The following is a 25,562-nucleotide window of genomic DNA, read 5'->3' as shown; positions in this document are numbered from 1 at the left end:
TAGTTCACATTCTAAATTGGCACATTGGCATATTGCCACATTGACTCATTATTTCTAAATTGGCATATAATTCATATTATTTATATAACGAGAATTTTCCAAAAGCGTTGCCGAAATATCCGTAGAGGAATATCTGCGAACAACGGCCCAGAATCTTTCTTTTTATATTCAAGGTGCAGAAATGCTGCATTATACCCAAATACGAATTGATGGACGCACGCATCATCCGAAGCTTGTCAGGGGGCGCGCGATTATCGTCGAGGTTACTTTCCCAATAATACATCTCGGCAGCAAACTTCCGTTTGGCACGGTTCTGGATGTAGATACGGCCCGGCTTTACCACCGCGCCCAGAAATTCTACCCCGTTCGTGTAATGCTGCAAGGCGATCTTTTTAGGATGTAACCTCACTCCCAACGTATCCCACAGATAATTTCGGATCTCAGGGATCAGGGCTTTCAGTACTTCCTTATCTTCATGAACCAGGAAGAAATCGTCGACATACCGTCCGTAATGCTTAATCCCCAACTTCCGTTTCACATAATTATCGAAAGGCGTGAGATAAATATTACTGAACAGTTGCGACGTCAGGTTACCGATAGGCAACCCGCACCCCTGCGGCGAATGAAACAGGCTTTTGGAAGGAGGAAGTCCTTCCCAGTCCGCCACATCCCCCCGCCTGACACAATTCAACGTAGGATCATTAAATACGACAAGCGGCAAAAGATATTTTACCAGTTCATATTCTTCCGAATCCTCCCAATGAATACCGTCCGGCATTTCCAGATATCCGTATCTGTCTAACGTTTTCCGGATGGAATCATATAATATCTGACGGTTTATATTCATGAAATACCCCTGAAGGTCGAGCTTCAGTACATAACAATCCTTCGTATAGTTGTGCGAACAACTGCGGATATGTTTATCGAGGCGTTTAATCCCGAACAACGTACCTTTGTTTTTCCGACAGGAATAACAATCATCAATAAAAGTCCGTTCGAATATCGGCGAAATGTAATTGAATAACAGATGATGAATGATGCGGTCGCGAAAATCGGCGGCAAACACTTCCCGCTTTACGGGATATGTCACCATAAAACAGATGCTTCGCCCTACCTGATACCTGCGGTCGGCCACTTCGCGATAGAGCGCGACGAGGTTTTCCTCCAGGTTCATTTCAAACCGAAGCTGATTCACCGAGTTTCGTTTCCCGCGTCGGGCATCGAAATAGGCTTTGAATATGTCTTCAATCAAATCCATACATTAGTTCAACTTATAAATAAAAGGCGACCAGTAAATGCTTGGACACAACGCACCGAGAAGCCGTTGGCACGGTTGTTCGTGTTCGTATTCAGCTTACCTGCGCTATTGAAGTTCACGTTGCTGGCGTTGGTGCTAGCAGCAGGCACAGACGACGACCAGTAGTTGCCGTTGGCGCCCTGATTGTTGGAAGCTCCAGTACTGTTGTTGCGGTTGCCCGCAGCAGGCAAGCTTAGTAACCACTAATGGAATTATCGGAACAGGTGCACTTAAGCAAATATCCTGACAACCGGGAAAATTAACTAGCAGAAACGCGGATACGCCTTATCACCCTACGTCTGTTTACTCTGCCAGTGGGTTACTGAATTTACAAGTCTCTCTACCGGTAACCTTGGCCACCGGAACTCCGGACAAGAATCGCCCTTCTATTTATTTTTTTTCGCTCGATTTATGCCATGCTGCCAGTTGCTTTGAGATCGACTCGATCTGTTCGGCAGCAGTGGCATACTGTTTGAGGTTGATTTGTTTAAGGTCCATCAACAAGCGTATTTGCAATTTTATCACTACCACGTGCTCCCTTGCTTTCAACAAATGGGGAGCTTTCTGAGTGGTGGCATTCGCCTGATAGATACATACCAACAAAGCAATCAGCTCGTTTTTCACATTTTCACCCAGTGTATAACGGTAATCGCGTTGAAAATTCCGGTTCAACCGGAATATAGTCAACAACAGATCGTATGAAGCCTTATAAACAGGCAGATTATCATATATCATTGTTTCAACAAAGCCTGTAAATCAGAAACCAACATCATACACTGTAAAGGGGAAGCCGTCTCAACGCGGAAGGCAGCCAACTGTGCCAGCACGCGGCGTTCGGCATCCGAAAAATGGGTATCCGGTTGCACCGTAAGAGTAACAGCCGGACTCGAAACCGAAGCTGACGCTTCGGTTTCGAGAGGAAGTGCCTTTTTCCAGTCCTCAAATTCATCGGCTGTAAAAGCAGTATTCAGAAAAAAAGATATCTGCTTTTCATTGATCCGCGTAAATTCTCGTCCCTTCAACACATCCTGCAAGCTCCCATCGGGAAAACCTAACGAGACAACTTCGCTGTTCACATTCTTGAAAAAGCGCTTTTGTAATTTATATGCTTTAATCTCCTTTGTAAACCGCATGGCTGATTGCTCGTATGCTTTCCAAAACATTCCCTCCATATATAAAAGGACCAATGGTCTGTCTTGCTGTTCTGCATCTATTTTCTCTTTCAGGTTCATAAATACCATTAATTACTTGTTAGACCAAAATCAACCCGCCTTTCGGCGGGTCTAAAAAATAATCAAATCAATCGAATGAATCGGATGCGGGAGGCAATTCGCCTCCCTTTATTCTTGGACACAACGCACCGAGAAGCCGTAGGCACGGTAGAGCGTGCTCGTACTCAGCTTACCTGCGCTACTGAAGCTCACGTAGCTGGCGCTGGAGCTAGCAGCAGGCACAGACGACGACCAGTAGTTGCCGCCGGCGCCCTGATCGCTGGAAGCCCCAGCACTGCCGTAGCGGTAGCCCGCAGCAGGCAAGAGAAGGTTCTTTCCGCTTTCTTTTCCCGGAACGGTTAAGCGTAAGTTTGTTCCATCCCAAGTTGTTCCGGACACGGCAGGTTCCTGACCTGCACCAATAGCGATCCACTCAGCCTGAGTAGGAACACGCCAACCTTTAGGACAAGGATCGGTTGCGGTTTTAACGACATCAGCATTGTCTTTTCCTTCGTTTACATTCCAAAGCTGCTGATACCAGGCGCCCTTGTCCATTCCTGCATTTTCCGGATTTGCATTACCTTCACCATTAATCTGCAACCAGTTATACTTAAGTGCAGATGTACTATAAATGAACTTACCATCCCATTTAGACATCTTAGTAAGGTCATCCTGAACAGGACGGCCCAAAGCTCCGATACCCGTGGTATCAGCTACTGTCGTTGAAGCATTATTGGTTGCAGCAAAACCATATAAACGACCCCACTGGAACAGTTTTCCGCAATCAGCAGTAATGTCTGTGCTGGCAGTAGTAGCCGACTTATTATTCGTTGTTGTTGCACCCACATTGATCGGTGCCCAATATTTACCATCCTTCATCAATACCGGCATTGCACTTGCCACACCATTGTAAACAGGACGGCTCTTTATCGTAATCGTATCGCAAGCACTCAGATTACCACCGTTCTGCACAATAACATAAATATCCAATGGTACTTTTTCATCATCATTCTGTTTAGGGATCGTGATCGTGATCGGAGTTTCCACCTTTGCTGCACCGTAGGTTACAATAGCATCGTCTACCTTTACAATGGCATCACTCTTTCCGCCTATGGAAGAAGCATCCGTATCAAAACCATAAGCCAACTTAACGACAGAAGCAGTCGTTCCACTTGTAGAGAATTTCAATGTGGCATCGCCAGCTGTAGCATTCGTTATATCAATGATCTTACTTCCGGTTGTCCAGGTTATACCTGATGTTCCGGCTTCAAAAACTGCTGTTTTCAACGCTTCAGCCAAATCAGGTTTGGGATACGCAGGTTTTACCTTGATCGTATCGGATTCCGCCCATTCTTTTACCACAATATCCCAGGTAATATCCGTACTGTCGGGAGCAGCATTGATATTAACTACATAACGATGATTACGGGCTAAAGCGATAGGATCGCCGATTGTTCCTACACCGTCTACTTTCTTTATTTCGATTACTTTCGACACTTTACCTCCACGGAAAGTACCGTTCACCTGTACCGCAGTAGCAGTAGCTGCATCTGCATTGTCGTTTTCGTAAGTATACAAGCTGTCCAATTTCTGGATAATGTTTGGAGCAGTACCATCTTCAACAACAGTTCCGCTTGTTGCGAAAGGGACATCGGACACGGCCTGTGTCGGAAGGTCTGTTATACCGGGTATCAGGTAAGAAGCGACCTTCGGACGGATTAATTGAGCCGAAGTAAGCACGAAACCATTGTCCGGAGTTGTTTTGTTGTAAGCATTGTTATGAATGTCGATACGCGATACCAAACGATCCATATCGAAATCCATAGAAGCAGAACCACCACCGTTACCGCCGCTTGCACGTTTCCAGGCTTCGATCGTACGAGTGGAATACATTAAAAGAGGTGTTTTAGGATTTTCGGAGATTGTTTCAGATACAACCTTTCCCAAATCTTCCCAATTGGTTATAGCCTTTAGCTTATCAGCCAGACCATTTTCCAGATAGTTGGCGATCACGATCACCTGAGGATTTTTCCAACCATCGCTACGATGGCGGATCTTAGCCGTGTATTCACCGGGAGTTCCGGCTGTTACTTCCTCCAATTCTTCCTGCAAGCCATTGGCAGAAAGCACTTCTTCATCGCTGAAATAGCCGCCGAAAGCTCCGTATTGTTCAGCACCGTCTACGGTCTCTGTTTCTGTATTGACAAAGAAGGCTACGCTGCTGATAGTTTTCTCTGCATCATAGGCTACACCTACCAGTGTATCACCCACCGCTCTCGTTTTGGGGGCGTCAGGGTATTTGAGGGTAAGGGTCAACGCGCCGTAGCCCGCTTCCACAAAATCCGGGTTTTTCTGGATTAGTTCCTCGCTGTCATTGCATGAAGCAAGCATGCCGCAAAGCAACAATGGAACCATTGCTAATTTATAATTCATGATTTATTTGTTTTAATATTATTACTAGTGAGTCAAGTCTTAAGCTCCGGCCTGAGTGACAGTAAATGTTACCGATACCGTAGGATGGGCTTTATTCTTCAATTTAATAGTAGCTACACGCTCTGTTCCGGCTGAATTATCTTCTGTTCCGTCAGAAGCCATTGTTACTGTAATCGTATTCGCGTCAGTTAACGTTGCACTTACCCAGGCGTTAGCAGAATCGTTTTCAATCTCCCACTCGCTGGCATTAGTGATACCACTGTTGATAGTAATTGTTGAAGCACTTAGGTTTGTACCATCATTATCAACTGTCAGAGCACTCGATGCTAATACCGGAGCAACAGGTAACGTTTCACCAGCCTGAGTAACAGTGAAGGTAACAGAGGCATCGTTGTCAGTTGCGTGTTTCAAAGTGAATGTAGCTGCACGTTCTGTTGCACCGACACCGGAGTTGTCTTCATTCCCGTCACTGGCCATTGTTACGGTAATCGTAGTTTCGTCGGTCAACACAGCGCTAACCCAATTGTAACTGCCATCAATGCTCCAATTGCTCAGGTCGGCAGCATCGATGCCGCTAATTATGATCGTAGAAGCACTCAAGTTAGTACCATCGTTATTTACTGTCAGAGCAGAAACATTGAATGTAGGTTTAGTCACCGGAGCAGCTACAGGATCAGCAGCCTGCGTGAATGTGATTTCCTGATAGATCGTTGCATCCTGCGTATTCTCAACACGGACAATAGCAGTACGTTCTGTTGCATCAACAGCCGTATTGGCAGCAGCTTTCAGATAGAAACTACCGTTCTGGCTCTGAGGTACGAGATTGATAGCACCCTCCTGTGTCAACCAGGTGGCAGCATCAGGAATAACAACTTTCCATGCTGTAGTAGCATTTACAGTAACTTTACGTTCGCCTACATGCTGACCTGCTGAACCTTTATCGGTAAAGCCGGTTGCCGGTATAGCTACATTGCCATTGGAAAGGCCGATACATTTAACAGTAATAGAACCCAGGTTCTGAGCGGCCTGACGAACGATCAGTTTCTGTACCAGATCGGTAGCACCGTCAACGCCTGCAATCGTGATGATTACAGTATCTGTTCTTGCATTGTCCTTATCTGTATTAGCAGTAGGAACAATAGAGAAAGTTTCCTCTCCTGTTCCGTCAAATGTGGAACCGTCACCTGCGGCGGCTCTCAATCCGGTAGCTTCATTACCGAATGTGAACCAGGTAGCAGTAGTTGTTTTGGTAGCTTTCCAGGCTGTACCTGCCGGTGCTGTAACCTTAATATTCAAAGAGTCACCGGTAGTCTTTTCACCGGAGAATGCCAACAGGTTGCCGGCTATGGCTTTGCCCGAAAGATCGAGATAACGGACTGTATTTGCAGCTTGTTTTACGATAAGCGGCTGGCGGATAGACGGACGGCGTACGTTCTGTACCATCACAACACCCTGACGTTCTTCTTTACTGCTCGGGTTAGGAAGCAAAGTGGTTACTTTAAATTCCTTCAATACAGTGTCACCCGGAAGCGTGCTAACGCCGATCCAGTCTTTATACTGGTCTTCCACGATCAATTCCCATTCTCCGTCGGCAGCAACAACGATAGCCGCAGAGTCGGTAAGAGTCGGTTCGGCAGCTACTGCCAGCGTATTATTTGCAAAACCTGCAGCTTCACTACTTAACTTAATACTTCCGTCACCGGTATTTACATTAACCGTATCGCCTACGATCCATTCGATTACCTTCAAAGTAGCATCCAGCTCACCGCTTCCCAGGTCTTCCACTTCTACCAGATAGCGGTTGTTGGCTTCGATATTGACCACATCGCCACTCTTGTACTCCTTAAATTCTACATCCAGCACCTGTGCGGCATTCGTGATCAGGTTCGTTCCTACCAGAGAGAACTTAACCTCATCGCCCGTTGTCATCTTGATCGGATACATGTAGAACACGCTGTTCGTTACACCGGCATTTGAATTCTTCAACGCAGAAAAGTCGATCAACGGCATATCTGCCACGATCGGAGCCACGTATGAGTCCTGCGGGAACAAAGGCACATTGCCGGGAACATCGGCCATAGCTACCTTGCTGATCACAAAGTTTGACGTTTCGCTGTTGTTCTTGATGTCGAAACGGGCTACACGACGGGTAAGCTCAACCTTAACGCCAGTGCCTGCCGTTGTTGCATCCGCTACTGTTTTTGCTACGTCCGGCATATCCAGTTGTGCACTCATCAACATCGGACAAGTAATATGGCCTTTCAGGGTGTTACTCATCTTCGTCTTAAATGTAGCCGTGTCGGTTACATGCAGTTCCACACTGTCGAGCGACAGGTGCTCGCGGGCATTGGCAACAAAGAAGAAAGCCTTGTTGTTACCGGCAGGAACACTGATCTTAGCTGTTTTATCAGAACCACTGGTTGTCAGTGTATACCCCTGGCCACTGCGGAAGATTTCTTCCAGCACCATCGGCTGCGGACTTGAAGCACTCATTGAATCTACACCGAATACATAAATATCCAATGTACTAAGCTCATTCTCTGCATCAAGAGCCGTAACGGCATACGGAACAACTCCCTGGGCTGTCCCGGGGAACACAAACGAGAGCTCACGCTGCCCGCTTTGCCCCTGACCACCATTCGGGCCGAAAGGATCATTGTCCTCGCTACAGGATGCCATCAGCAAACCTGCAAGCGCCATCAAATAATACTTTTTTCTCATAACATTAAAATTAAATTGTTTATACTGTGCAGCCCCTATACAGCTGCGATTAAAAATATCTGTTCTATATGTTGGTTCATTGTTTCCTGAATTGCCATATCATATTCAAATTCCTGCGGGCCATTACCGGTTTGTGGGGCAAGGCTTTGCGGAACCAACCGATGGCATCTTCCTCCTTATTTTCCATCAGGGAAAGGACACCCAGATTGATCCAGGCACGCGGATCATCCTGCACCCGGCTCAGGAAAAAGCGGGCAGCTTCCGCATCTTCCGCTGCAAGAGCGGCGGCACCTGCATTAAGTTGGGCCGGGATGCAATCGGGAAAACGATAGGCAGCCAGTTCATACACCTCGCGGAACTGTTCTGTGCCGGGACGGAACACCGGAGCGACCGCCAGTAATTCATCCAGTGTCAATTGATCCGGATGGCTGTTGAACAATATCGCCAGACGGTTCAGATCGGTGGTATTCTCTGGGATCGCCTTATCTTCGACAACCGGTATATCTTCCTGTGACTGGCATATTACTTCCAGTTCCATCCGGCGCAGCCGGGCAAACAACGTTTGTTCCATATCTTTCCAGACACGTCCTTTATCGAGTGCTTTCAGGGCTTTACGCCGGGCATCGGCATCAAGGGTTTGAGCCAGTATGGCAACTACCTGGGAGGCATAAGGTTTTGAGGCATCCGATACGAGCTGCATCAACCCTTCCCAGTCTTCCACACAGGCATCGACAGCGATCTTTTGCTGCGGAATGCCTTGTTCGCGACTCAGGTAATTGCTGAAACGTAGTGCACGGGCAGCAGCCAGCTCTTCATTACGTGCCGTTGTACCGTCGGGCGAAGCATACCCTTTGATACGCACAGTCTGTAATTCTACTCCGGCATCAGCAGTAAAAGCTGCCAGTTCGCGATTGAGACGTTCCAGCTCAGCCCGGTTACTGCTATATGACCGCAACAACTCCGTACTACCCGGTTTAAAAGACAGGACGGCTTCTACCCGGTGCGACACGGTTTGCATTGCAGCCGCCGGTGCCGGAACGATACCGGCTACTTTTCCATTATCTAAATAATACTCGATCATCTGCCCGTAGACCGAAGCAGCGTCTATTTGCAGTTGCGCAACGGATTGCATACGCGATAATGGAATGCGCATTTGCTGCATTTCCTCCGTATCTCCCCCCACAGTAAACAGACGGGGAGCCGAACAGCCCGTTGTAAATACAGCCAATAAAATGATTGCCTGATGTTTATTCATAATTCCTATTATTATTGTTCATATCATTCCTCCTATCGAACCGCCGTCTATCCAGTCGCTCACCGTTGCCGACGATACAATGACCCCTCCGGCCGGATCTACCTCCATCACCAGGCTGAATTCCTGACGAAGGTTTTCATCCAGGTCGATCTGCATCGTATGGAAATATTTATACAGGTCGATATCTTTGACCAGTTGTTTTCCGCCGCCATAAAGCCTGACTACGGGATGGTCGTCGCTACCGATACGGTATGTGATAAAGGTGGCGTTCACCGTACGTGTGATATCCATCTTCACCGGTACTTCATGGCTGATCAGCGGATGATCGTCCGAACGTTTCGGGATATAATACCAGACTCCCGAACGGGTCGGGCTGCCGTCGGCCGCCGTCCCGTAGGTCGAATAAGGCGAACCTTTCACCTCAAATTCAGGCATAAAGCAGTAGGCCGAAGGCACATCACTGAGTATCATATACATATCTCCCGTATCGGTCGGGGCTTTGCCTTTCCACTTCACGGTTATATCCAGTTTCAGATGGGCATGTACCATGTCCACACGCTGGCGCGAAACGCCCCGGGGTTGTATTGTAAATGATGCATATCCGTAATAAAGCGGTTCACCGTTTTGTTGCCGCAAGGGTATATTAACGCGGGTTTCCGGTGGAACAGGATTATTGGCGTACAACAGGATATCGGTTAATTTAGTCCGTCCGATCTCCGCCTCGTTCATGCTGCTGCAACTGTCCTGATTTCCCCAGGCTACCAGTGTGTACCTACCCGGAGGCAGATTCAGTTCGGCTGCGATATTCTTTTTACCGCCAAGCTCGTTTACCTGGCGGAGTATCTGTAATGAATCGAATACGAACTCTTTCATTTTAAATATGTAATCAGGAAGGACATTGGCCTGACCAGTTCCGGTATACCAGTATTCCAAACGGGCATTATAGGGACATTCCTCCAGATCGCCGTCGATATTGCACGAAGGGACCATAAGGCTGACAGCCAATAGCAGCAGGGTGATAATTATCATGACCGACTTATTTTTCATACCCGCTCCTTTCATTATATAAGATGCTCAATTCGATGCGCCTAAGTTTCGGGAACAAATTCTGCAACATATCCTGATATGGCCTCCTTCCCTGTAAATCCATCAGGTAGCGTTCGCGACCTTCAAAAATCCCGTAATTGTCGATAATAAAGTTTACCGCTGCTTCATAAGGTTTCCCTTTGATCAGCTTGCGTAATCCTTCCCAGTCTTCAGCCACCCAAGCCGTACGGAACGGATAGTCCTGCAAACCGTACGATTTGGTCAGATAGATACGGAAGCCCAGCGAACGCGCCTTGGCCAGTGCTTCGTTATCATAGTACGCCCCATCGGGAGAAGCATAACCGGTTATACGTATTTCTTTTATATAGATGTTAGGATCACCCAGCAGAGGGACGAGCATCCTCTCTGCCTTCCTCAACTCCATGGAGTTATTCCCATACGACGGGTCCACACGTGAGCCACCCCGCACATAATCCACATAAAGCGTCACCGCCACACGCCGTTCCATTTCCTGCTCCGGTTTGCGACGGGGGTACTCTTCTTCTTCTCTCTCGACTGGCGGCAACGGGCGTGTCACTGTCGCAACTTTTTCAACCTCCTGCAAAGCAGGAACCACTTTCACCACTGTATCCACCCGCACCGCTGCCACACAAGGTGAAGGCAAATCGATATCCTTCGTCAACACATCATCGGCAAGCAACAACTCCGTACAACAATCCCGGCTCACCTGCCGGAGTCTCAACGAAGCATGTTCCATCCATGAAGCATACGGAATACTCACCAGATAACGCAGCGTGTAATCATTCCGCCTCCGTCCGGTAATCCATACATGATAAGGTATCGGCTTGTTCCGGTCCGGGTTAACCACCTCTTCCCGTTTATCGAAACGGGCACGCTGACTACCTGAAAAAACCACCGGAGGAAGCGCCACCTGTTTCTTCCCGAAATGAAGCGAAGGTGTTAATGTCAACGCCTGTTCCGAAGGAATAGCGATTCCTTTGGCACGGATCGTCAGGTCGATACGTACACTGTCCTCGCTCACCGTCAGGCTCCGGGGAATGAAACGGATCCCTTCCTGAGAAAATACCGGATGTATGGATACGAGTATCAGCAGGCAGATGACCAGAAAGGATATGTGATTTTTCCGTCTCATGATCTTTAATGTATTATATATATGAAAGAAACGGAAAGACGTGTCGGGCCAAAAAAATGTCGTTTGTAACGCCCCATCAGTTCAGCACATTCCGCACATACATATTTATTATATTCCAGATAAGTATATCCCGCACCGGCAGAAAGCTCCAATCCCCAACGCCGACCGATAGCGAAGTGATAACCATAAGAAATTCCGCCACCATAAAGTTCACCACGATAAGTATAAGTATCCAGATCAGGAAGGAAAGGGATTTGCCCGATGTTATAGCGTCCGTAATGCGCATGTACACCAAAGAAGTGTCCTTCAAAACTCTTGCAAGGCCAGTAACGAAGTTCGGGTTGCACCAACCAATGGCGCAGGCTCATACCGTCAGAAAAGAAAGTCCAGGCATTATAGTTGCCATCTGCACTAAGAGTCAGCTTTTTACTTATTGCCACCTCTACACCCAGGTTCGGTGTTGTCGTTAGCCACCAGAGCGTATTCGTCTTGGCCCCAATTTGTTGGCTATGCGCTACGGCAGCCGACAATTGCAGCAACAAAGAGATCAGCAAGATATTTACCCTGATTTTCGTTTTTAATTCCGTTCTTTTCATATCTTCTACCCTATGTACATGTCTCATTCTTAGTAAGAATGAGACATCTTTAAATGAAGACCGGATACTTGTTGAATTACAACGGATTAAAGATGAGTTATTAAATAGAATAGTATTTTTAGACAGGCGTTTTTCTTCTGATAAGATTTAATTTAAGGTTACTTTTTCATATCTTTTATTTGTTTATTAAATAATAACATGTACATTTGCAGACAGATAGCCTTTGAATAATAAAGGCTCAAAAAAATCAACCAGCAGATGTCTCATTCTTACTAAGAAGGGGACATTTTTTTTTATCTTCTGTTGATTTTTTTCTTATCAATCTGTTTAACATCTCTTCATTAGCATTATCAATCACACGTGAAGGCATTCCTCTCATGTAAGTTTTCGTGACTCGTTCCGAGCCATGCCCCATTCCCTGACTGATAATAGCGATACTCATTCCACATTCTTCGATCAACGATGCCCAACTATGCCGTGCCACATATGTAGTGAGCTTCACCCCCAGCATTTCTCCTATTTTACCCAACTGTCGGTTGATACGCCTCAGCGAACTTTTTTCTGAAATATCTTTCCCTCCATACGAGTTCCTTCGTAAAAACGGGAAAATATAGGGATTATCTGACTCACGATAACGATCCATGATCATTTTCATTTCAGGTACAATTTTCACCTGTAATGGTGCCGAGGTCTTACTTCTTTTGTAACAAATATACTCGCCGCTTATGGAGTCATAACGCAGACTAAACACATCCACAAAACACATACCTCGCGCATAAAACAGAAACATAAACAGGTCGCGCGCTTTACAAAGCTCTTTCTTCCCGGAAAGATCAAGACTGATTATGTCTAAAACAGCCTTTTTCTCTAATGAGCGTTTCAAAGTGGCGGGAACAGGTATACGAATATTCGTAAAAGGATGATTGGGACCGACAGGTATCGAATACGTCTTCACCGCTTTATTGTAAACAGCACGTAGTATACGACAATAGTTATCGACACTAGCTAACGATAAATTGCCGCTTTTCTGCATGTGCATAACATAAGCATTAAGCCATAAGTCTGTTATATCACTTACTTTGAGCTTATCTGCTTTTTTTCCCACAAAATCACAAACGGAACGATAAACGTTCCGATAGTTATCGACCGTAAATTGACTTTTACTTTTACCAAGATAATCGATCTGATCTTCAAATACATCTGCTAAAAACAGATTTGCTGTTTGATTTTTTGCCATCTATGTCATATAGTTATTATAATGATCCAAGAATACGTACTTTTCCCCAATAAGTCAATACAGCAAAAGTTATGAAAAGCAAAGAAAATAAAAGCCTTTCCCCTGTCACATAACCTCAATAAATAATGCAGAGTTTGAATAATATGGCAAGGAGAAATAATAACACAAAAAAATAAGACGACCTTTCGAGTCGTCTTATCCATTAATATAAAAAAGTACTATTATTTCTGTTCTTTATAATCTTTCCTATACGAACATTGGGTTTCTGTAGGGAAGTCTTTCGGCACTTTCTGAGTCACCTTTCCGGTTGCCGCCCATTCAGCACCACGCAACAGTAAAACCTGGAAACCCGTACATTGCATAGCTGTACTATTTTCAACTGTCTCACCGGCATGTCCAAGCATCGTATGGAAGATGCGGGCATTGCCATAATCGACAGTGAAGATCAGCGGTTCTTCGCGACCGGATCCGCCTGTTTCCTTATCTGAATAAGAGGTGTACAGGAGAGCGTCGATATTACCCGGACCACGCATACGGTCATATAATTCATCCTTTGTATGACGCCATTTCAGAGGTAAGCCTTTGACGATCGGATGCACTTTATCACGTCCATTCAAAACATATTCATGCTGGCTGCCATGTGAGCCTCCGGGACCGGCAGAACTGTCTTTGACCAGTTTGCCATCCTGCCAGTATACATAAGGACCGGCATTTTCATTACGGTTTTCCCAACCTCCCAAAGCACAGATCTTATTGAACTCCGGCCATTTAGAAAAAGCATTATCAGCGGCATGATAGATCACTACGCCGCCGCCACCTTGTACATACTCGAGGAAACGTTTGTTTGTTTCCTCCGGCCAGGAATCACCATTATAATCGAGTACAACTAACTCATAAGGAGTAAAATCGAGTACAAAACTCGACATGTCTTTTCCCTGTGAGGGAGAAATCGCGAAATCGACTGAGAAACGACCGGAATTTTCCAGTATCTGTTTTAACACCACATGGCTGACCTGCCAGTTATGGTTATTCTGCCCTGTTATTAATAAAGTTTTGATAGGTTTCCTGGCTGACACCGAGCACACACACAACATGGAAACCAACACAATAAACAGTTTTCCTAAAAATAAATGTCTCATGGTATTAATATGGTTTAAAGATTTGTAAGGGCAAATGTAGTAAAAATTGACAGTCGACAATTGACAATTGACAATTATTTGGTTGGAGGTCAGAACCAAAGCCGAACCAGGCTTGTTTTTATCGAGCTTATGAAGGTAAACTGGAGGATATTAAAGCTGAAACTAGTGGATGCCAGGCTCTATTTTGTGAGCCTCATCGTAGGATTGCTTACCGGCCTGGTAGCAGTTCCTTATCATTATTTATTGCAGCTGTTCTATAACTACCGGAAAGAGTTTTTCGAGTCCTCCCCTCCCTGGTATCTGTATATTATCTCATTTTTTGTATTCTGGGCGGTCCTTATATTCGTTTCGAAACTGGTAAAACGCTGGCCGTTCATCAGCGGCGGAGGTATCTCGCAAACACGGGGAGCTATCAATGGCAGAATAGTGTATACACACTCATTACGACAATTACTCGCGAAGTTTGTAGGCGGAGTACTGACATTAAGCAGCGGCCTTTCAATGGGGCGCGAAGGGCCATCCGTGCAAATGGGTTCTTACATAGGCGACCTGGTCGGTAAATGGGGACATATCCTGAGTGGTGAACGTAAACAATTATTGGCAGCAGGCGCCGGTGCGGGGCTGGCAGCCGCTTTTGCCGCTCCACTGGCAGCAACGACACTGGTTATCGAGTCGATCGAACGTTTCGATGCTCCCAAGACAGCTATTACCACGATCCTGGCCGGAGTAGTTGCCGGTGGTATTGCCAATATGATATTCCCGATCAATCCTTATCATGAGATACAGGCAGTGGCTCCTGACCTGACCTTCTCTTTACAAATAAAACTGTTCCTGTTGTTTGCCGTGGTTGTTTCCATTTTCGGAAAATTTTATTCACTGTTGATGCTATATGTCAAAAGACTGTATCCTGCCATAAAACAACCGGAATATATCAAACTGCTTGGCTTGCTGATCATGGCATACACAATCTCCCTTACTTTGACGGATCTGACAGGTGGCGGAGAACAATTCCTGATGGAACAGGTACTCGGAGGAACACAAAACATACTTTGGATTACCAGCATGATGTTATTGCATATGGTGTTTACTGTTTATTCGTTTTCTTCTGGGTTACCCGGAGGGAGTTTTATCCCGACACTTGTTACCGGTGGTTTGCTTGGAAAGATATGTGCGCTCTTATTGGTTCAACATGGAATTATCGCTCCCGAGAACGTCAGTTATGTGATGCTGGTCGGGATGGCCGCTTTCCTGGTGGCTGTTGTCCGTACCCCTATTACTGCTATTATCCTGATAACGGAAATCACCGGGCATTTTGAAGTATTCTACCCTTCGATCGTCGTTGGGGGACTGACTTACTACTTCACTGAGCTATTAGAGATAAAACCGTTTAATGTGATGTTTTACGAAGAGATGATCAAAAACCCTTTCTTTCAGGAAGAAAAACGGCTCAAGTTGGATGTAGAAGTCATGACAGGTTCTTACTTCGACGGTAAAGAGATCGATACCCTGCATCTGCCCAACAACTGCATCATTATAAATATCCATCGCGACCGCAAAGACTTTCCCCCTACCGGTCAAACTATCTTACCCGGCGACCAGCTAACCCTCGAAATAGATGCCCAGGATATCGAAAAACTGTATGAGCCATTAGTTAGTATGGCAAATATCTATTAAATAAAAAAGGTGTCTGAAAGCTATTCAAACACCTTATTATCTTATTATTTATCCTTAATCAGGCAAAGAACAATATCAATAACTGTGCCGTCAATACACGCAGGAACATTGTCAATGGATAGACAGTTGCATACCCCACGGAAGGAGCATCATTTCCGGCTGTTGCATTCGAATAGGCCAGTGCAGGCGGATCGGTTGTACTACCGGCAATCAGACCCATTAATGTAAAGTAATTCACCTTACAGAAATAACGACCTATACATCCGATAATCAACAAAGGAACCGTCGTTATGATGAAACCGTAACCAATCCAGGCAAAACCTCCGTTGTTGACAATCGTATCGACAAAGCCATCACCGGCACTGATACCGACACAGGCAAGGAACAACGTAATACCTATCTCACGTAACATCAGGTTTGCACTCTGAGTCGTATAAGTTATCAGCTTATATTTATAACCGAATCGGCTGATCAGGATAGCCACAATCAGAGGTCCACCGGCCAATCCCAATTTTACCGGTTGAGGAATACCCGGGAATGTAATAGGTATACTTCCCAACACAATACCCAGCGCAATACCGATAAAGATCGTGATCAGGTTCGGCTCGTTCAAACGTTTCATTGAGTTACCTAATACCTTTTCTACATTTGTGACAGCAGTCTCGGTACCTACTACATTTACACGGTCGCCGACTTGCAGTGTCAGGTGCGGAGTAGCGACCAGATCGACGCCGGCACGGTTGATACGAGTTATATTGATGCCATATAACTGACGTAGCTTCAATTGTCCGAGACGTTTTCCGTTCAACTCCGGTTTTGTAACCAGGATACGACGGTTGATGAACTGGCTTTCCATACGAATCCACTGTTTGCGTTCCATATCGATGACTTCACCGACAAAAGTCTTGATGGTATCGGCATCCTGTTCGGTTGTAATTACGAATACTTTATCGTTCTCATGCAAAATGGCATTAGCAGAAGCTATTTCAATCTGTTTGTTGCTGTCATGCCAGATACGGGATATAACGAAATCACGATGTTCCAGCAAACTGGACAACTCCCCTACTGTTTTTCCAAATATCGCCGGATTTTTAACCACCAGGGAAATAGGTTTAGCCTCATTGGCATGGGAAGAATCCTCATTGTTCAGTTGTTCACTCTCCTTATCGAAGTTCACACGGAATACATAACGGATAAACATAATCGAAAGAATAATACCGATCACACCCAACGGATAAGCAACCGCATATCCCAGTGCAATTGTATTATCAGCTGTACCATACATATCAGAATATGCCTGTTGAGCAGCACCCAGACCCGGTGTATTCGTCACCGCTCCCGACAAAATACCAACCATTGTGGGCATTGGAATACCGGTTGTGTAATGCAGGATAATAGCAGTTACTACTCCCAGGAACACAATTCCGCAAGCCAGCAAGTTCAGCGTTATTCCTCCTTTCCTGAATGACGAGAAGAAACCGGGTCCCACCTGCATACCCACAGAGTAAACAAACAGGATGAGACCGAACTCTTTAAAAAAGTGAATTACATTGTGGTTGATCGTAAAACCGAAATGTCCGAGAACGATCCCCACAAACAAAACCAGTGTGATGCCTAACGACACGCCAAACACCTTAATTTTACCCAATTGAATTCCGGCCGCTATCACAAACGACAACAACAGGATGGAGTGGCCAATGCCTTCTCCCCATAATAAATCATTGATCCAATTCATATTCTAATATTAAAAAACCTTGTCACTCTTTAATAAAGTTGGCAAAGGTAACCATTTAGTTTGTGTTTAACAACATAAACTGTATCTTTACCCGAGAAATAAAAATAGCATGCATGAATAAGATATATAACCTGATTTTAGTATTGTTCACTGCATTGGGTACCCTCCATGCGCAAAGTGAAGGAAAAACAGTAACAATCCAAACGAATGTGGGGACGATGAAGGCCCAGCTATATGATGATGTCCCCAATCATGTCCGTACTTTCATCAATCGGGCACGACAGGGTGAATTCAATGGTACGCTTTTTACCCGTGTCATCAAAGAATTTATGATACAGGGAGGTGCTCCCGACTCGAAAACAGCTCCTCCGGGTGCTCGTTGTGGTTTCGGCGACTCGTCTGCCGAGATACTACCGGAACTGAACAGTAAATATTTCCATAAAAAAGGAGCTTTGGCTGCTCCCCGCCAAAACGATGACGTCAATCCACAAAAGAAGTCGGATATGTCGCAGTTCTTTATCGTGCAGGGAAAAGTATACCGCAACGGAGAGTTGGATACACTGGAGTTGATCGCAAATCAGAATATCCGCAAAAAGGCACTCGACGAATTTTACCGTCCGGAAGCCGTAGAGCTGAAAATGCTGAAACAAAGCAACAAACGGGAATACAACAAACGTATCATCACGATCAACGCAAAGATCGATTCCATAATACTGGCCACTCCCGGACATTTGATTTTTAGCGACGAACAGCGGAAAGCCTATACGACAACCGGTGGCTGTCACCATTTAGATGGTATTTATACGATTTTCGGTGAAGTGACGGAAGGTTTCGATGTATTGGATACGATTGCCAACCAGCCAAAAGATCAGTATGACCGTCCTAAAAAAGATATAAGAATTATAAGTGTAACTGTAGAATAAACCCCATCCATTATGCTAAAAAGAGATTTGATCATGGTACAGATAGAAGAACTGGGCAAAATGATCGCCCAGGTAATCTTCAACCGTAATAACAATGCAGCCGGTAAGAACCCGGAGCTGATACAAACCGTTTACGAGAATCTGAAACTGACTTCGGATTTCCTGATGACAACGGCCCCCGACGATATACTTCGTTTCCTCGACAATGAAGAGAAAAGCGGCATACTGCGTCTTGAAATAGCGATCAAAACCTTGATCGAAGACGGCCTTCAACAACAACCTAAAGATCAACGTGAAATGCTTCTTCGTGCAAAGGAGTTATTAGAATATCTGCAAGCTCACGATACAACTTTCTCACTGGAAAGGATCAACTTACTGAATGATATTCAGCAACACCTTCTGCACAGCGTTCACCATCAATAGCCGCAGAAACAATCCCTCCGGCATAACCGGCTCCTTCACCGCAAGGAAAAAGTCCTTTCAGGGTGATATGCTGATAGGTATCGCGATCCCGAAGAATGCGGACCGGAGAAGACGTGCGGGTTTCTACGCCTATCATCAGGGCTTCGTTAGTCAGAAAGCCTTGGGAAGTTTTTCCGAAGTGACGGAAGCCGTCACGCAGGCGGCCGGTAACAAACTCAGGCATCCAAAAATGAAGCGGGGAAGCCAGCAGCCCCGGTGTATAAGAAGACTCAGGCAGGTCGAACGAGTTTTTCTTCGTTACAAAGTCATTCATGCGTTGAGCGGGTGCTGTCTGTTTCATGCCCCCGTTCAGCCAGCAGACTTCTTCCAACCGCTCCTGAAAAGCCATCAAAGCTAAAGGAGAATCGGCCGGGACTTTCATTTCTTCATGCTTCATCAACTCCGGATAATCTTCAGGTCGGATCTCGACCACCATTCCGGAATTCGACCAGCGTGAACCTCGGTTAGACGGAGACATACCGTTTACAACCACTTGCTTCGGACCGCTTGCCGCCGGTACGACAAACCCACCAGGACACATACAGAAAGAATACACACCTCTTCCGCTAGCCTGCGTAACAAAGCTATATTCGGCAGCCGGAAGATACTTTCCTCTCCCCTCTCTACGGTGATACTGAATCTGATCGATCAACTCCTGCGGATGCTCCAAACGAACACCTACGGCAATTCCTTTAGCTTCGATTGGAATCTTTTGCTCATAAAGATATCGATAGACATCACGGGCCGAATGACCAGTAGCCAGGATAACCGGGCCAAGAAAGGTCTTTCCTGTATTGGTTTCAATACCGACAACTTCATTGTCTTTCAGGATCAGAGTATCCATACGGGTTTCGAAATGAACTTCACCGCCACAACGGATGATCTGCTCACGGATATTTTCTATCACACGGGGCAGTTTATCTGTTCCGATATGCGGATGGGCATCTGCCAGGATCGAGGTGCTGGCACCATGCTGACAAAAAACATTCAGAATCTTATCCACTGAACCGCGTTTCTTACTGCGGGTATATAATTTACCATCTGAATAAGCTCCGGCACCACCTTCACCGAAACTGTAATTCGATTCACTGTTCACGACATGCTCACGACTGATCAACGCAATATCCTTCTTACGATCGCGTACATTCTTACCACGTTCTATGATAACAGGGCGCAAACCTAGTTCAATCAGACGCAAAGCAGCAAACAATCCTCCGGGACCGGCACCTACCACAACCACCTGCTTACCGCCCGACACATCTTTATATTCCACCGACTGGTATTCTGCCTCTTCCGGCTGCTCATTGATAAATATGCGCAGTTTAACATTCACAAAAATCGTACGCTGACGGGCATCGATCGAACGTTTCAATAACCGTACAGCTTGTATATCTTTGAGAAGGGAACCGGTTTCCCGTGCAACGACTTGTTTCAGGGATTGCTCATTGACTGCTTCTTCCGGCAGAATACGGAGTTGTAATTCTTGTATCATTATTTATTTGCTTGTTATAAAGAGAAAACGATTATCCGAACAAATGCCGGAAAGCCTCTTCCACTTTCTTCACCTGTATAATCTGTATTTTACATTTAGCCGTATCGAAACCTTTCAGGTTATTATGAGGAATGATTATGCGTGAAAAGCCCAACTTCTCGGCTTCAAGGATACGCTGTTCGATACGGTTGACCGGACGGATTTCTCCCGACAGACCGACTTCGCCACACATACATACACCTTGCTCGATGCTGATATCGAGACTCGATGAGAGTACGGCACTGATAACCGCCAGGTCGATAGCCGGGTCGTTTACTTTTAACCCTCCGGCTATATTCAGGAACACATCCTTCTGTACCAGCTTGAATCCGGCACGTTTCTCAAGAACGGCCAGCAACATATTCATCCGTCGTAAATCGAACCCCGTTGCGCTACGTTGCGGCGTACCATAAACGGCCGAGCTTACCAAAGCCTGGGTTTCGATAAGGAAAGGACGGACTCCTTCAATCGCTGCGGCAATAGTCACCCCACTCAATCCTTCATGATTCTGGGTCAATAATAATTCAGAGGGATTACTTACTTCACGTAAACCATTCTGGCGCATTTCATAGATACCCAGTTCCGCCGTGCTACCAAAGCGGTTCTTGATACTGCGCAGAATACGGTACATATAATGCTGATCGCCTTCAAACTGAAGCACCGTGTCGACAATATGCTCCAACACCTTAGGGCCGGCAATGCTTCCTTCCTTATTAATATGGCCGATCAACAAAACAGGCACGCCGCTTTCTTTGGCATATTTCAGGATAGCCGCACTACATTCGCGCACCTGGGAGACGCTGCCCGGAGACGACTCCACCATCTCGGTATAAATAGTCTGGATAGAGTCGATAATCATCAAATCCGGCTGCACGTTTCGGGCCTGCACAAATATCTGTTCGAGATTTGTTTCACACAGGATAAAACAGTCGGGATTTTCGTGGGCCAAACGGTCGGCACGCAGTTTAAGCTGGCGGCTGCTTTCTTCACCGGACACGTATAACGTCTTCAGCCCGTTCAAACCCAAAACGGTTTGAAGTACCAAAGTAGACTTACCGATACCCGGTTCGCCCCCGATCAGCACCAGCGAGCCTTTCACCAGACCGCCGCCGAGGACACGGTTCAGCTCCTCATCTTTCAGATCGATACGGGATTCTTCTTCGGAGGTGATGTCGCGCAACAAGACCGGACGAACTTTTTCATTGTCAGTTATGCCGGGGATAATACGTTTTGCCGAGGGCTCTTTGGTGGCGACGATTTCTTCTACATACGTGTTCCATTCGCCGCAATTAGGACATTTACCCACCCATTTAGGAGAGTCTGCTCCGCAATTGGAGCAGACATATACTGTTTTTGTCTTAGCCATATATCTTTAAGATTTGGCGTAAAGATAGGAAAAGTTAGCCAAATAAGTCGAGTGTAAGTTGTTTCTTCTCCGCTTCCAGCTTGCGCAGGTGGCGCTTGCCTTGCGGGGTAACGATTTCAAGTTTATCGAAACGGGTACGAACCACAGTAGTCACCGTATAGCTGACATTGATCGTTTCGCCCAGTTCACTTAACTTACGCGCAATCTCCAGTACACAGTCGATACACATGCCGCTGGTGAAAGAGATTTTTTCGTCGAACATCTGTTTCTTGAAATCTTCGTCGCACATATAAAAGTCGATCGTCTCGCCTCCTTTATTATAGATACCTTTCCAACGGTAACGGCTGTCTTTCAGTACCGGCGAAATAATTTCTATCGTCGCTTTATTATCCTTGACGGTAGGCAGATCGTCCGAACGCAGGATGAAGTAATCGAACTGCTCGCGTTTTACTTCCAGAGAACCGGAACGACTGCCGTTATTTCCGTTCAGTTCGCGTACATTTATTTTTGTCACTTTAGGATATCCTCTCAACGCTTCATAAAAATTGGATTTACACTTACTGAACTTAGGCCATGAAGACAGCAATTCTATCAGTTCATGAGGAATCCGGGCACCCGGATCTTTCAGTTTGAGAGAGCGTTTCAAAAGTGCTATTTCCTTTTGCATATTCTCCTCATCGGCATTCGTCCGGTCAGCAATGGGCTGTCCTCCTACCGACAGAGTCGGACGCGACAGAACCTGCATCAATATATTCAATACAATGGAGATAGCGCGGGAACTTTCGCCGGCTATTGGCCATACAACCTTGTATCCACCTTCCTGTAGAACAGGTTCGCAGTGGGCTGTCATCTTCACATCCAACATATCAGCCAGTACACGGATCATGGAAAGTATTTCCTTTTCACACCGGTGTTTGATCATAGCGTCCATATAGCCGGACTTATCGTTAAAAGAATAACGAAGTTCAAGTTTGTTTGCAAACTTTATCATAGAGTCATCATGTTATTTATCCAAAATCCAGCTAATTACTTTACAGGTTGTTCTTTCGGTTTACGATCAAAGAACGGATTTTTAGAAGAGGCGCTGACAGGGATAGCCATCACGCATTTACTTTCTTCTCCCAACCATCCCAGACGTTGAGCAGCCAAACCGGCACTGAACATCACACGGGTATCCAGACGCAGATCGGAAGCAGTAGCGCAAGCGGAACCGATAGCAATTCCCAAATCCACCGAATTAATGGCACACGGAACTTCAGCCGGCTTCTCAACACAAGTATCATATCCGCAATGTGCACAATTCAAGCCCTGCGTCTGCTGACGTGTGCCGAGTATCACAACTGCTTCGGCACTCAGAATATTATCCGCATCACGCAGGAAAAACTTTAATCCGGTTTCGGAAGCTACTTTCAGCATCTCTTCAGACAGCAATCGGATATCTTCGCCGGTCACCATAGCCATTTCTATAATGTCGATTCCTTTCCCTTTCGGAGCTGTCCGGGCAGCAGTCATCATCTGACGGACAGCATTTAACACATGTTCGTGTCGTATTTCTCTTTCGTTTTGTATCATTTCTTTATTGGTTTAGCAGGAACAAAGATACACTTTTACTCGTTTTCGAGTTCAAGATTTGTCATCTTTTCTGTGATGGAAAACGGGTAATCGGGATATTCGTACAAACTGAAACGCGGTTCGGTTACTCCTTCGCAATAATTCCAGATGCTACGATATTCTTTTACATCCTCTCCCATCTCTTCCAACTGACGAAGATAGGCTGCAACCGATTTATTCTCGACAATATAAACCTCTCCCATTTTATTAATGATCGGACTGTGGCGTCGTCCGGTATCATGGTCGAACTTAAGGATACGCTTTCCTTCCGAAGTAAGTCCGACAGTTTTAAAGGTCATGCTCTTGCCTATGGCCGGCAGATTCAGCACACTACGGTCGGTTGCAGCAAACAGCAGGTGGTTTTCTTTTAGGAAATTGATAAGTTTCTTTCCCAAAGGACGTTTATTGGTTACGATATCATCCAGTTCCGCCAGCTTATCTTCCGGTACTCTGCCAAAGATCTTCTCTTCATATTGCTCCTGAAGTGAACGGCTATTGGGAGTGAACACGGCGTAATTTTCATTAAATCCCTTGACAGAGAATGTATAATAGCAAATCACCCCGACAGAGTTAAGTGTCTGCCGCAGTTTAGCCGTATGCCCGCGACGGGAAGCAGCAACCGTATATACCAGTTGATTTGTAATGACCCATCCGGCATCCAGTATGGCCTTGATAGCCCGCTTAGCCTCCGGCGTAACTTCCAGTGGAGACTGGAAGTGTGTCTGGATAATAAATTGCGAAACGCCGACAGCCGAAGCCTTTTCCTTAAACTCTTTCAATATTGCCACCAGTTCGTCGGTAATACGCAACGGCAGATAAGCCAGCAGACGCGATCCTAAACGAACCCGTTGCAACTCGGCCAGTTTTTCACCTTCCGGCCGGTCCTCGTTTGCTTTCCGCTTACGAACAGCCATCTTATATACAGCTTCCAATATTTTACGTAAAGTCGCATTCTGACTCATCAAAGCATCGCCACCGGTGATCAGAATATCCCGTAACTGGGCATCTTCCTCAAAATAATGCATCAACCGGCGAAGCTTCTTATCCCAGGTCTCTTTCGGCTTTAAAGCTTCAAAATCGAAGTTCAGCCGTTCGCTCTGGAAATCATACATACGCTGACAAGATGCGCACAGACCGCCACAAGCCCGTCCCATCGAGTCGGGGATCAGAATGGCCACCTCTGGATAACGACGATGAATATTATGTCCTTCCGGCAAAAGCCAACCGGCGGCATTCGGTTTGCCTGCTTCTACGATATCCTCTTTCTCCCAGGCTTTTATATTACCATAAGTATCTACGAGTTCATTCGAATAGAGAACATACGAACGGATCGTCTTATCATCATACCCATCTGTTCCCGGATTCAACAAAGAAAGATAATAAGGAGTCACAAAGAATGGCATCCCCTTCTTTTTGGCACGCAGTAACAAATCCATCAATTCTACGGAGAGAGATTCTCCCAAAAAATAATTCAGTTCCGTCGGACTTTTGATTGCCATCGATAAATGGAAACGGCTTATGTTCCACCATTCCTGTACCTGCTTATATTTATCTTCATAACTCATTTCCGGAGCAAACTGATAGCGGGATGAAGGAGCCGTACGGCGTTCTATCTTACGGATCAATCGTTTTATAATACGATCTTTATTTTCCTCACGAATAGTAATAACCTCTTCATCCAGCCCTGTCGGCCAGCGATTCATTTGCCGTTTTACGAGTGAACGGTCTGTTTCAACTGTTTCCGGATGCTCCAGAAGTTTGAACTGATGGTAAAGATCGATAAACAGATCGGGAGACACCTCATCCGTAAGCTTACCTCCCAGTAATTGCCACAAATAGGTAATCGTTTGTATAGACAGTTCCTGTCCTGTCGATAATTCATCGATCGGAGAACCATCATATTCTATTAAAAGTAAAATACGCTTCGCGACGGCATTTCCCATATTACCACCTCCTTCATTTATTTTTATTTTGGAAGACACGAACGATCGTAAAGCCTCCCTGAACAATTTTATGCTCCGGCTCTCTTCCGCCATTACTACCAAATGAGGAAAGTCTCTGTTAAATACTTTTAGTAAATAAGAATTGTCGTACGTTAGTTCTTTTCTTTTAATCATAAACATCACTGCTTTTTAATAGATTGGAATAAATAAAGTCTCAGATCGCTTATT

Annotated in this window: 20 protein-coding genes; 3 read left to right on the top strand and 17 right to left on the bottom strand. The window is 45.7% G+C overall.

The genetic code is table 11. The features are described 5' to 3' along the window. Positions 1 to 76 precede the first annotated feature (76 nt). From QZ076_RS11320 to QZ076_RS11270, 11 genes are all read right to left on the bottom strand, one after another. Positions 77 to 1,258 carry an RNA-directed DNA polymerase gene (locus QZ076_RS11320; RefSeq protein ID WP_293713423.1) on the bottom strand — a complete coding sequence of 394 codons (1,182 nt, stop codon included), beginning with the start codon at positions 1,256 to 1,258 and terminating at the stop codon, positions 77 to 79. A gap of 429 nt (positions 1,259 to 1,687) precedes the next feature. After that, positions 1,688 to 2,032, bottom strand: coding sequence for a four helix bundle protein (locus QZ076_RS11315; RefSeq protein WP_195372157.1), 345 nt, complete (start codon positions 2,030 to 2,032; stop codon positions 1,688 to 1,690). Continuing rightward, positions 2,029 to 2,538, bottom strand: coding sequence for a hypothetical protein (locus QZ076_RS11310; RefSeq protein WP_293713422.1), 510 nt, complete (start codon positions 2,536 to 2,538; stop codon positions 2,029 to 2,031). The genes QZ076_RS11315 and QZ076_RS11310 overlap by 4 nt, the downstream gene beginning before the upstream one ends. Positions 2,539 to 2,637: 99 nt before the next feature. Continuing rightward, a complete protein-coding gene (locus QZ076_RS11305; protein WP_293713421.1) occupies positions 2,638 to 4,941 on the bottom strand; it encodes an FISUMP domain-containing protein in 2,304 nt (767 codons plus the stop codon). A gap of 39 nt (positions 4,942 to 4,980) precedes the next feature. Then, positions 4,981 to 7,662, bottom strand: coding sequence for a hypothetical protein (locus QZ076_RS11300; protein WP_293713420.1), 2,682 nt, complete (start codon positions 7,660 to 7,662; stop codon positions 4,981 to 4,983). Between the two features lie 76 nt (positions 7,663 to 7,738). Next, entirely contained in the window at positions 7,739 to 8,917 is a 1,179-nt protein-coding gene (locus QZ076_RS11295) for an OmpA family protein (RefSeq protein WP_293713419.1), read from the bottom strand. Positions 8,918 to 8,935: 18 nt separating this feature from the next. After that, positions 8,936 to 9,964, bottom strand: a complete 1,029-nt coding sequence (locus QZ076_RS11290; RefSeq protein ID WP_293713418.1) for a FimB/Mfa2 family fimbrial subunit — start codon at positions 9,962 to 9,964, stop codon at positions 8,936 to 8,938. Then, a complete protein-coding gene (locus tag QZ076_RS11285; protein ID WP_293713417.1) occupies positions 9,954 to 11,117 on the bottom strand; it encodes a DUF3868 domain-containing protein in 1,164 nt (387 codons plus the stop codon). Before QZ076_RS11285 ends, QZ076_RS11290 begins: the two co-directional genes overlap by 11 nt. A 5-nt stretch (positions 11,118 to 11,122) precedes the next feature. Beyond that, the gene (locus QZ076_RS11280; protein WP_293713416.1) at positions 11,123 to 11,713 is read right to left on the bottom strand and encodes a DUF3575 domain-containing protein; all 591 of its coding nucleotides are present in this window, start codon (positions 11,711 to 11,713) and stop codon (positions 11,123 to 11,125) included. A 247-nt stretch (positions 11,714 to 11,960) separates the two neighbouring features. Beyond that, the gene (locus tag QZ076_RS11275; RefSeq protein ID WP_293713415.1) at positions 11,961 to 12,950 is read right to left on the bottom strand and encodes a site-specific integrase; all 990 of its coding nucleotides are present in this window, start codon (positions 12,948 to 12,950) and stop codon (positions 11,961 to 11,963) included. 221 nt (positions 12,951 to 13,171) lie between these two features. After that, positions 13,172 to 14,089, bottom strand: coding sequence for a ThuA domain-containing protein (locus tag QZ076_RS11270; protein WP_293713414.1), 918 nt, complete (start codon positions 14,087 to 14,089; stop codon positions 13,172 to 13,174). Between the two features lie 129 nt (positions 14,090 to 14,218). Here QZ076_RS11270 and QZ076_RS11265 point away from each other — a divergent pair, with 129 nt between their 5' ends. Then, complete coding sequence (locus QZ076_RS11265) at positions 14,219 to 15,763, top strand: ClC family H(+)/Cl(-) exchange transporter (RefSeq protein WP_293713413.1); 1,545 nt, start codon at positions 14,219 to 14,221, stop codon at positions 15,761 to 15,763. Between the two features lie 58 nt (positions 15,764 to 15,821). On the opposite strand, the gene QZ076_RS11260 is transcribed toward QZ076_RS11265, so the two are convergent. Further along, the gene (locus QZ076_RS11260) at positions 15,822 to 17,498 is read right to left on the bottom strand and encodes a putative transporter (protein WP_293713412.1); all 1,677 of its coding nucleotides are present in this window, start codon (positions 17,496 to 17,498) and stop codon (positions 15,822 to 15,824) included. A gap of 113 nt (positions 17,499 to 17,611) precedes the next feature. Between QZ076_RS11260 and QZ076_RS11255 the strand changes: the two genes are divergently transcribed. Both QZ076_RS11255 and QZ076_RS11250 read left to right on the top strand, forming a co-directional pair. Beyond that, positions 17,612 to 18,421 (top strand): peptidylprolyl isomerase, encoded by an 810-nt coding sequence (locus tag QZ076_RS11255; protein ID WP_293713411.1) that lies wholly within the window; start codon positions 17,612 to 17,614, stop codon positions 18,419 to 18,421. A gap of 12 nt (positions 18,422 to 18,433) precedes the next feature. Continuing rightward, positions 18,434 to 18,844: a hypothetical protein gene (locus QZ076_RS11250; protein ID WP_293713410.1), complete on the top strand. Its 411-nt coding sequence runs from the start codon at positions 18,434 to 18,436 to the stop codon at positions 18,842 to 18,844. On the opposite strand, the gene QZ076_RS11245 is transcribed toward QZ076_RS11250, so the two are convergent. The 5 genes from QZ076_RS11245 to QZ076_RS11225 are packed head-to-tail and all read right to left on the bottom strand — an operon-like array spanning position 18,789 to position 25,508. Then, positions 18,789 to 20,375, bottom strand: coding sequence for an FAD-dependent protein (locus QZ076_RS11245; protein ID WP_293713409.1), 1,587 nt, complete (start codon positions 20,373 to 20,375; stop codon positions 18,789 to 18,791). The genes QZ076_RS11250 and QZ076_RS11245 overlap by 56 nt on opposite strands. Before the next feature lie 31 nt (positions 20,376 to 20,406). Then, positions 20,407 to 21,780: a DNA repair protein RadA gene (gene radA, locus QZ076_RS11240; RefSeq protein WP_293713408.1), complete on the bottom strand. Its 1,374-nt coding sequence runs from the start codon at positions 21,778 to 21,780 to the stop codon at positions 20,407 to 20,409. A 34-nt stretch (positions 21,781 to 21,814) separates the two neighbouring features. Continuing rightward, positions 21,815 to 22,771 (bottom strand): hypothetical protein, encoded by a 957-nt coding sequence (locus QZ076_RS11235; RefSeq protein ID WP_293713407.1) that lies wholly within the window; start codon positions 22,769 to 22,771, stop codon positions 21,815 to 21,817. A gap of 35 nt (positions 22,772 to 22,806) precedes the next feature. Continuing rightward, positions 22,807 to 23,352, bottom strand: coding sequence for a DUF2148 domain-containing protein (locus QZ076_RS11230; protein ID WP_293713406.1), 546 nt, complete (start codon positions 23,350 to 23,352; stop codon positions 22,807 to 22,809). A gap of 35 nt (positions 23,353 to 23,387) precedes the next feature. Then, a complete protein-coding gene (locus QZ076_RS11225; RefSeq protein ID WP_293713405.1) occupies positions 23,388 to 25,508 on the bottom strand; it encodes a KamA family protein in 2,121 nt (706 codons plus the stop codon). Between the last annotated feature and the right edge of the window lie 54 nt (positions 25,509 to 25,562).

Origin of the sequence: uncultured Parabacteroides sp. (genome assembly GCF_905196875.1) — a bacterium.
GTDB lineage: Bacteria > Bacteroidota > Bacteroidia > Bacteroidales > Tannerellaceae > Parabacteroides.
This window is presented reverse-complemented; position numbering and strand designations above follow the sequence as displayed.

Coding starts and splice junctions, on each gene's coding strand:
- QZ076_RS11305 (WP_293713421.1), bottom strand. CDS start 4,941: ATGAATTATAAATTAGCAATGGTTCCATTGTTGCTTTGCGGCATGCTT.
- QZ076_RS11265 (WP_293713413.1), top strand. CDS start 14,219: ATGAAGGTAAACTGGAGGATATTAAAGCTGAAACTAGTGGATGCCAGG.
- QZ076_RS11245 (WP_293713409.1), bottom strand. CDS start 20,375: ATGATACAAGAATTACAACTCCGTATTCTGCCGGAAGAAGCAGTCAAT.
- radA (WP_293713408.1), bottom strand. CDS start 21,780: ATGGCTAAGACAAAAACAGTATATGTCTGCTCCAATTGCGGAGCAGAC.
- QZ076_RS11260 (WP_293713412.1), bottom strand. CDS start 17,498: ATGAATTGGATCAATGATTTATTATGGGGAGAAGGCATTGGCCACTCC.
- QZ076_RS11270 (WP_293713414.1), bottom strand. CDS start 14,089: ATGAGACATTTATTTTTAGGAAAACTGTTTATTGTGTTGGTTTCCATG.
- QZ076_RS11250 (WP_293713410.1), top strand. CDS start 18,434: ATGCTAAAAAGAGATTTGATCATGGTACAGATAGAAGAACTGGGCAAA.
- QZ076_RS11235 (WP_293713407.1), bottom strand. CDS start 22,771: ATGATAAAGTTTGCAAACAAACTTGAACTTCGTTATTCTTTTAACGAT.
- QZ076_RS11315 (WP_195372157.1), bottom strand. CDS start 2,032: ATGATATATGATAATCTGCCTGTTTATAAGGCTTCATACGATCTGTTG.
- QZ076_RS11295 (WP_293713419.1), bottom strand. CDS start 8,917: ATGAATAAACATCAGGCAATCATTTTATTGGCTGTATTTACAACGGGC.
- QZ076_RS11290 (WP_293713418.1), bottom strand. CDS start 9,964: ATGAAAAATAAGTCGGTCATGATAATTATCACCCTGCTGCTATTGGCT.
- QZ076_RS11320 (WP_293713423.1), bottom strand. CDS start 1,258: ATGGATTTGATTGAAGACATATTCAAAGCCTATTTCGATGCCCGACGC.
- QZ076_RS11280 (WP_293713416.1), bottom strand. CDS start 11,713: ATGAAAAGAACGGAATTAAAAACGAAAATCAGGGTAAATATCTTGCTG.
- QZ076_RS11225 (WP_293713405.1), bottom strand. CDS start 25,508: ATGATTAAAAGAAAAGAACTAACGTACGACAATTCTTATTTACTAAAA.
- QZ076_RS11285 (WP_293713417.1), bottom strand. CDS start 11,117: ATGAGACGGAAAAATCACATATCCTTTCTGGTCATCTGCCTGCTGATA.
- QZ076_RS11300 (WP_293713420.1), bottom strand. CDS start 7,662: ATGAGAAAAAAGTATTATTTGATGGCGCTTGCAGGTTTGCTGATGGCA.
- QZ076_RS11255 (WP_293713411.1), top strand. CDS start 17,612: ATGAATAAGATATATAACCTGATTTTAGTATTGTTCACTGCATTGGGT.
- QZ076_RS11310 (WP_293713422.1), bottom strand. CDS start 2,538: ATGGTATTTATGAACCTGAAAGAGAAAATAGATGCAGAACAGCAAGAC.
- QZ076_RS11230 (WP_293713406.1), bottom strand. CDS start 23,352: ATGATACAAAACGAAAGAGAAATACGACACGAACATGTGTTAAATGCT.
- QZ076_RS11275 (WP_293713415.1), bottom strand. CDS start 12,950: ATGGCAAAAAATCAAACAGCAAATCTGTTTTTAGCAGATGTATTTGAA.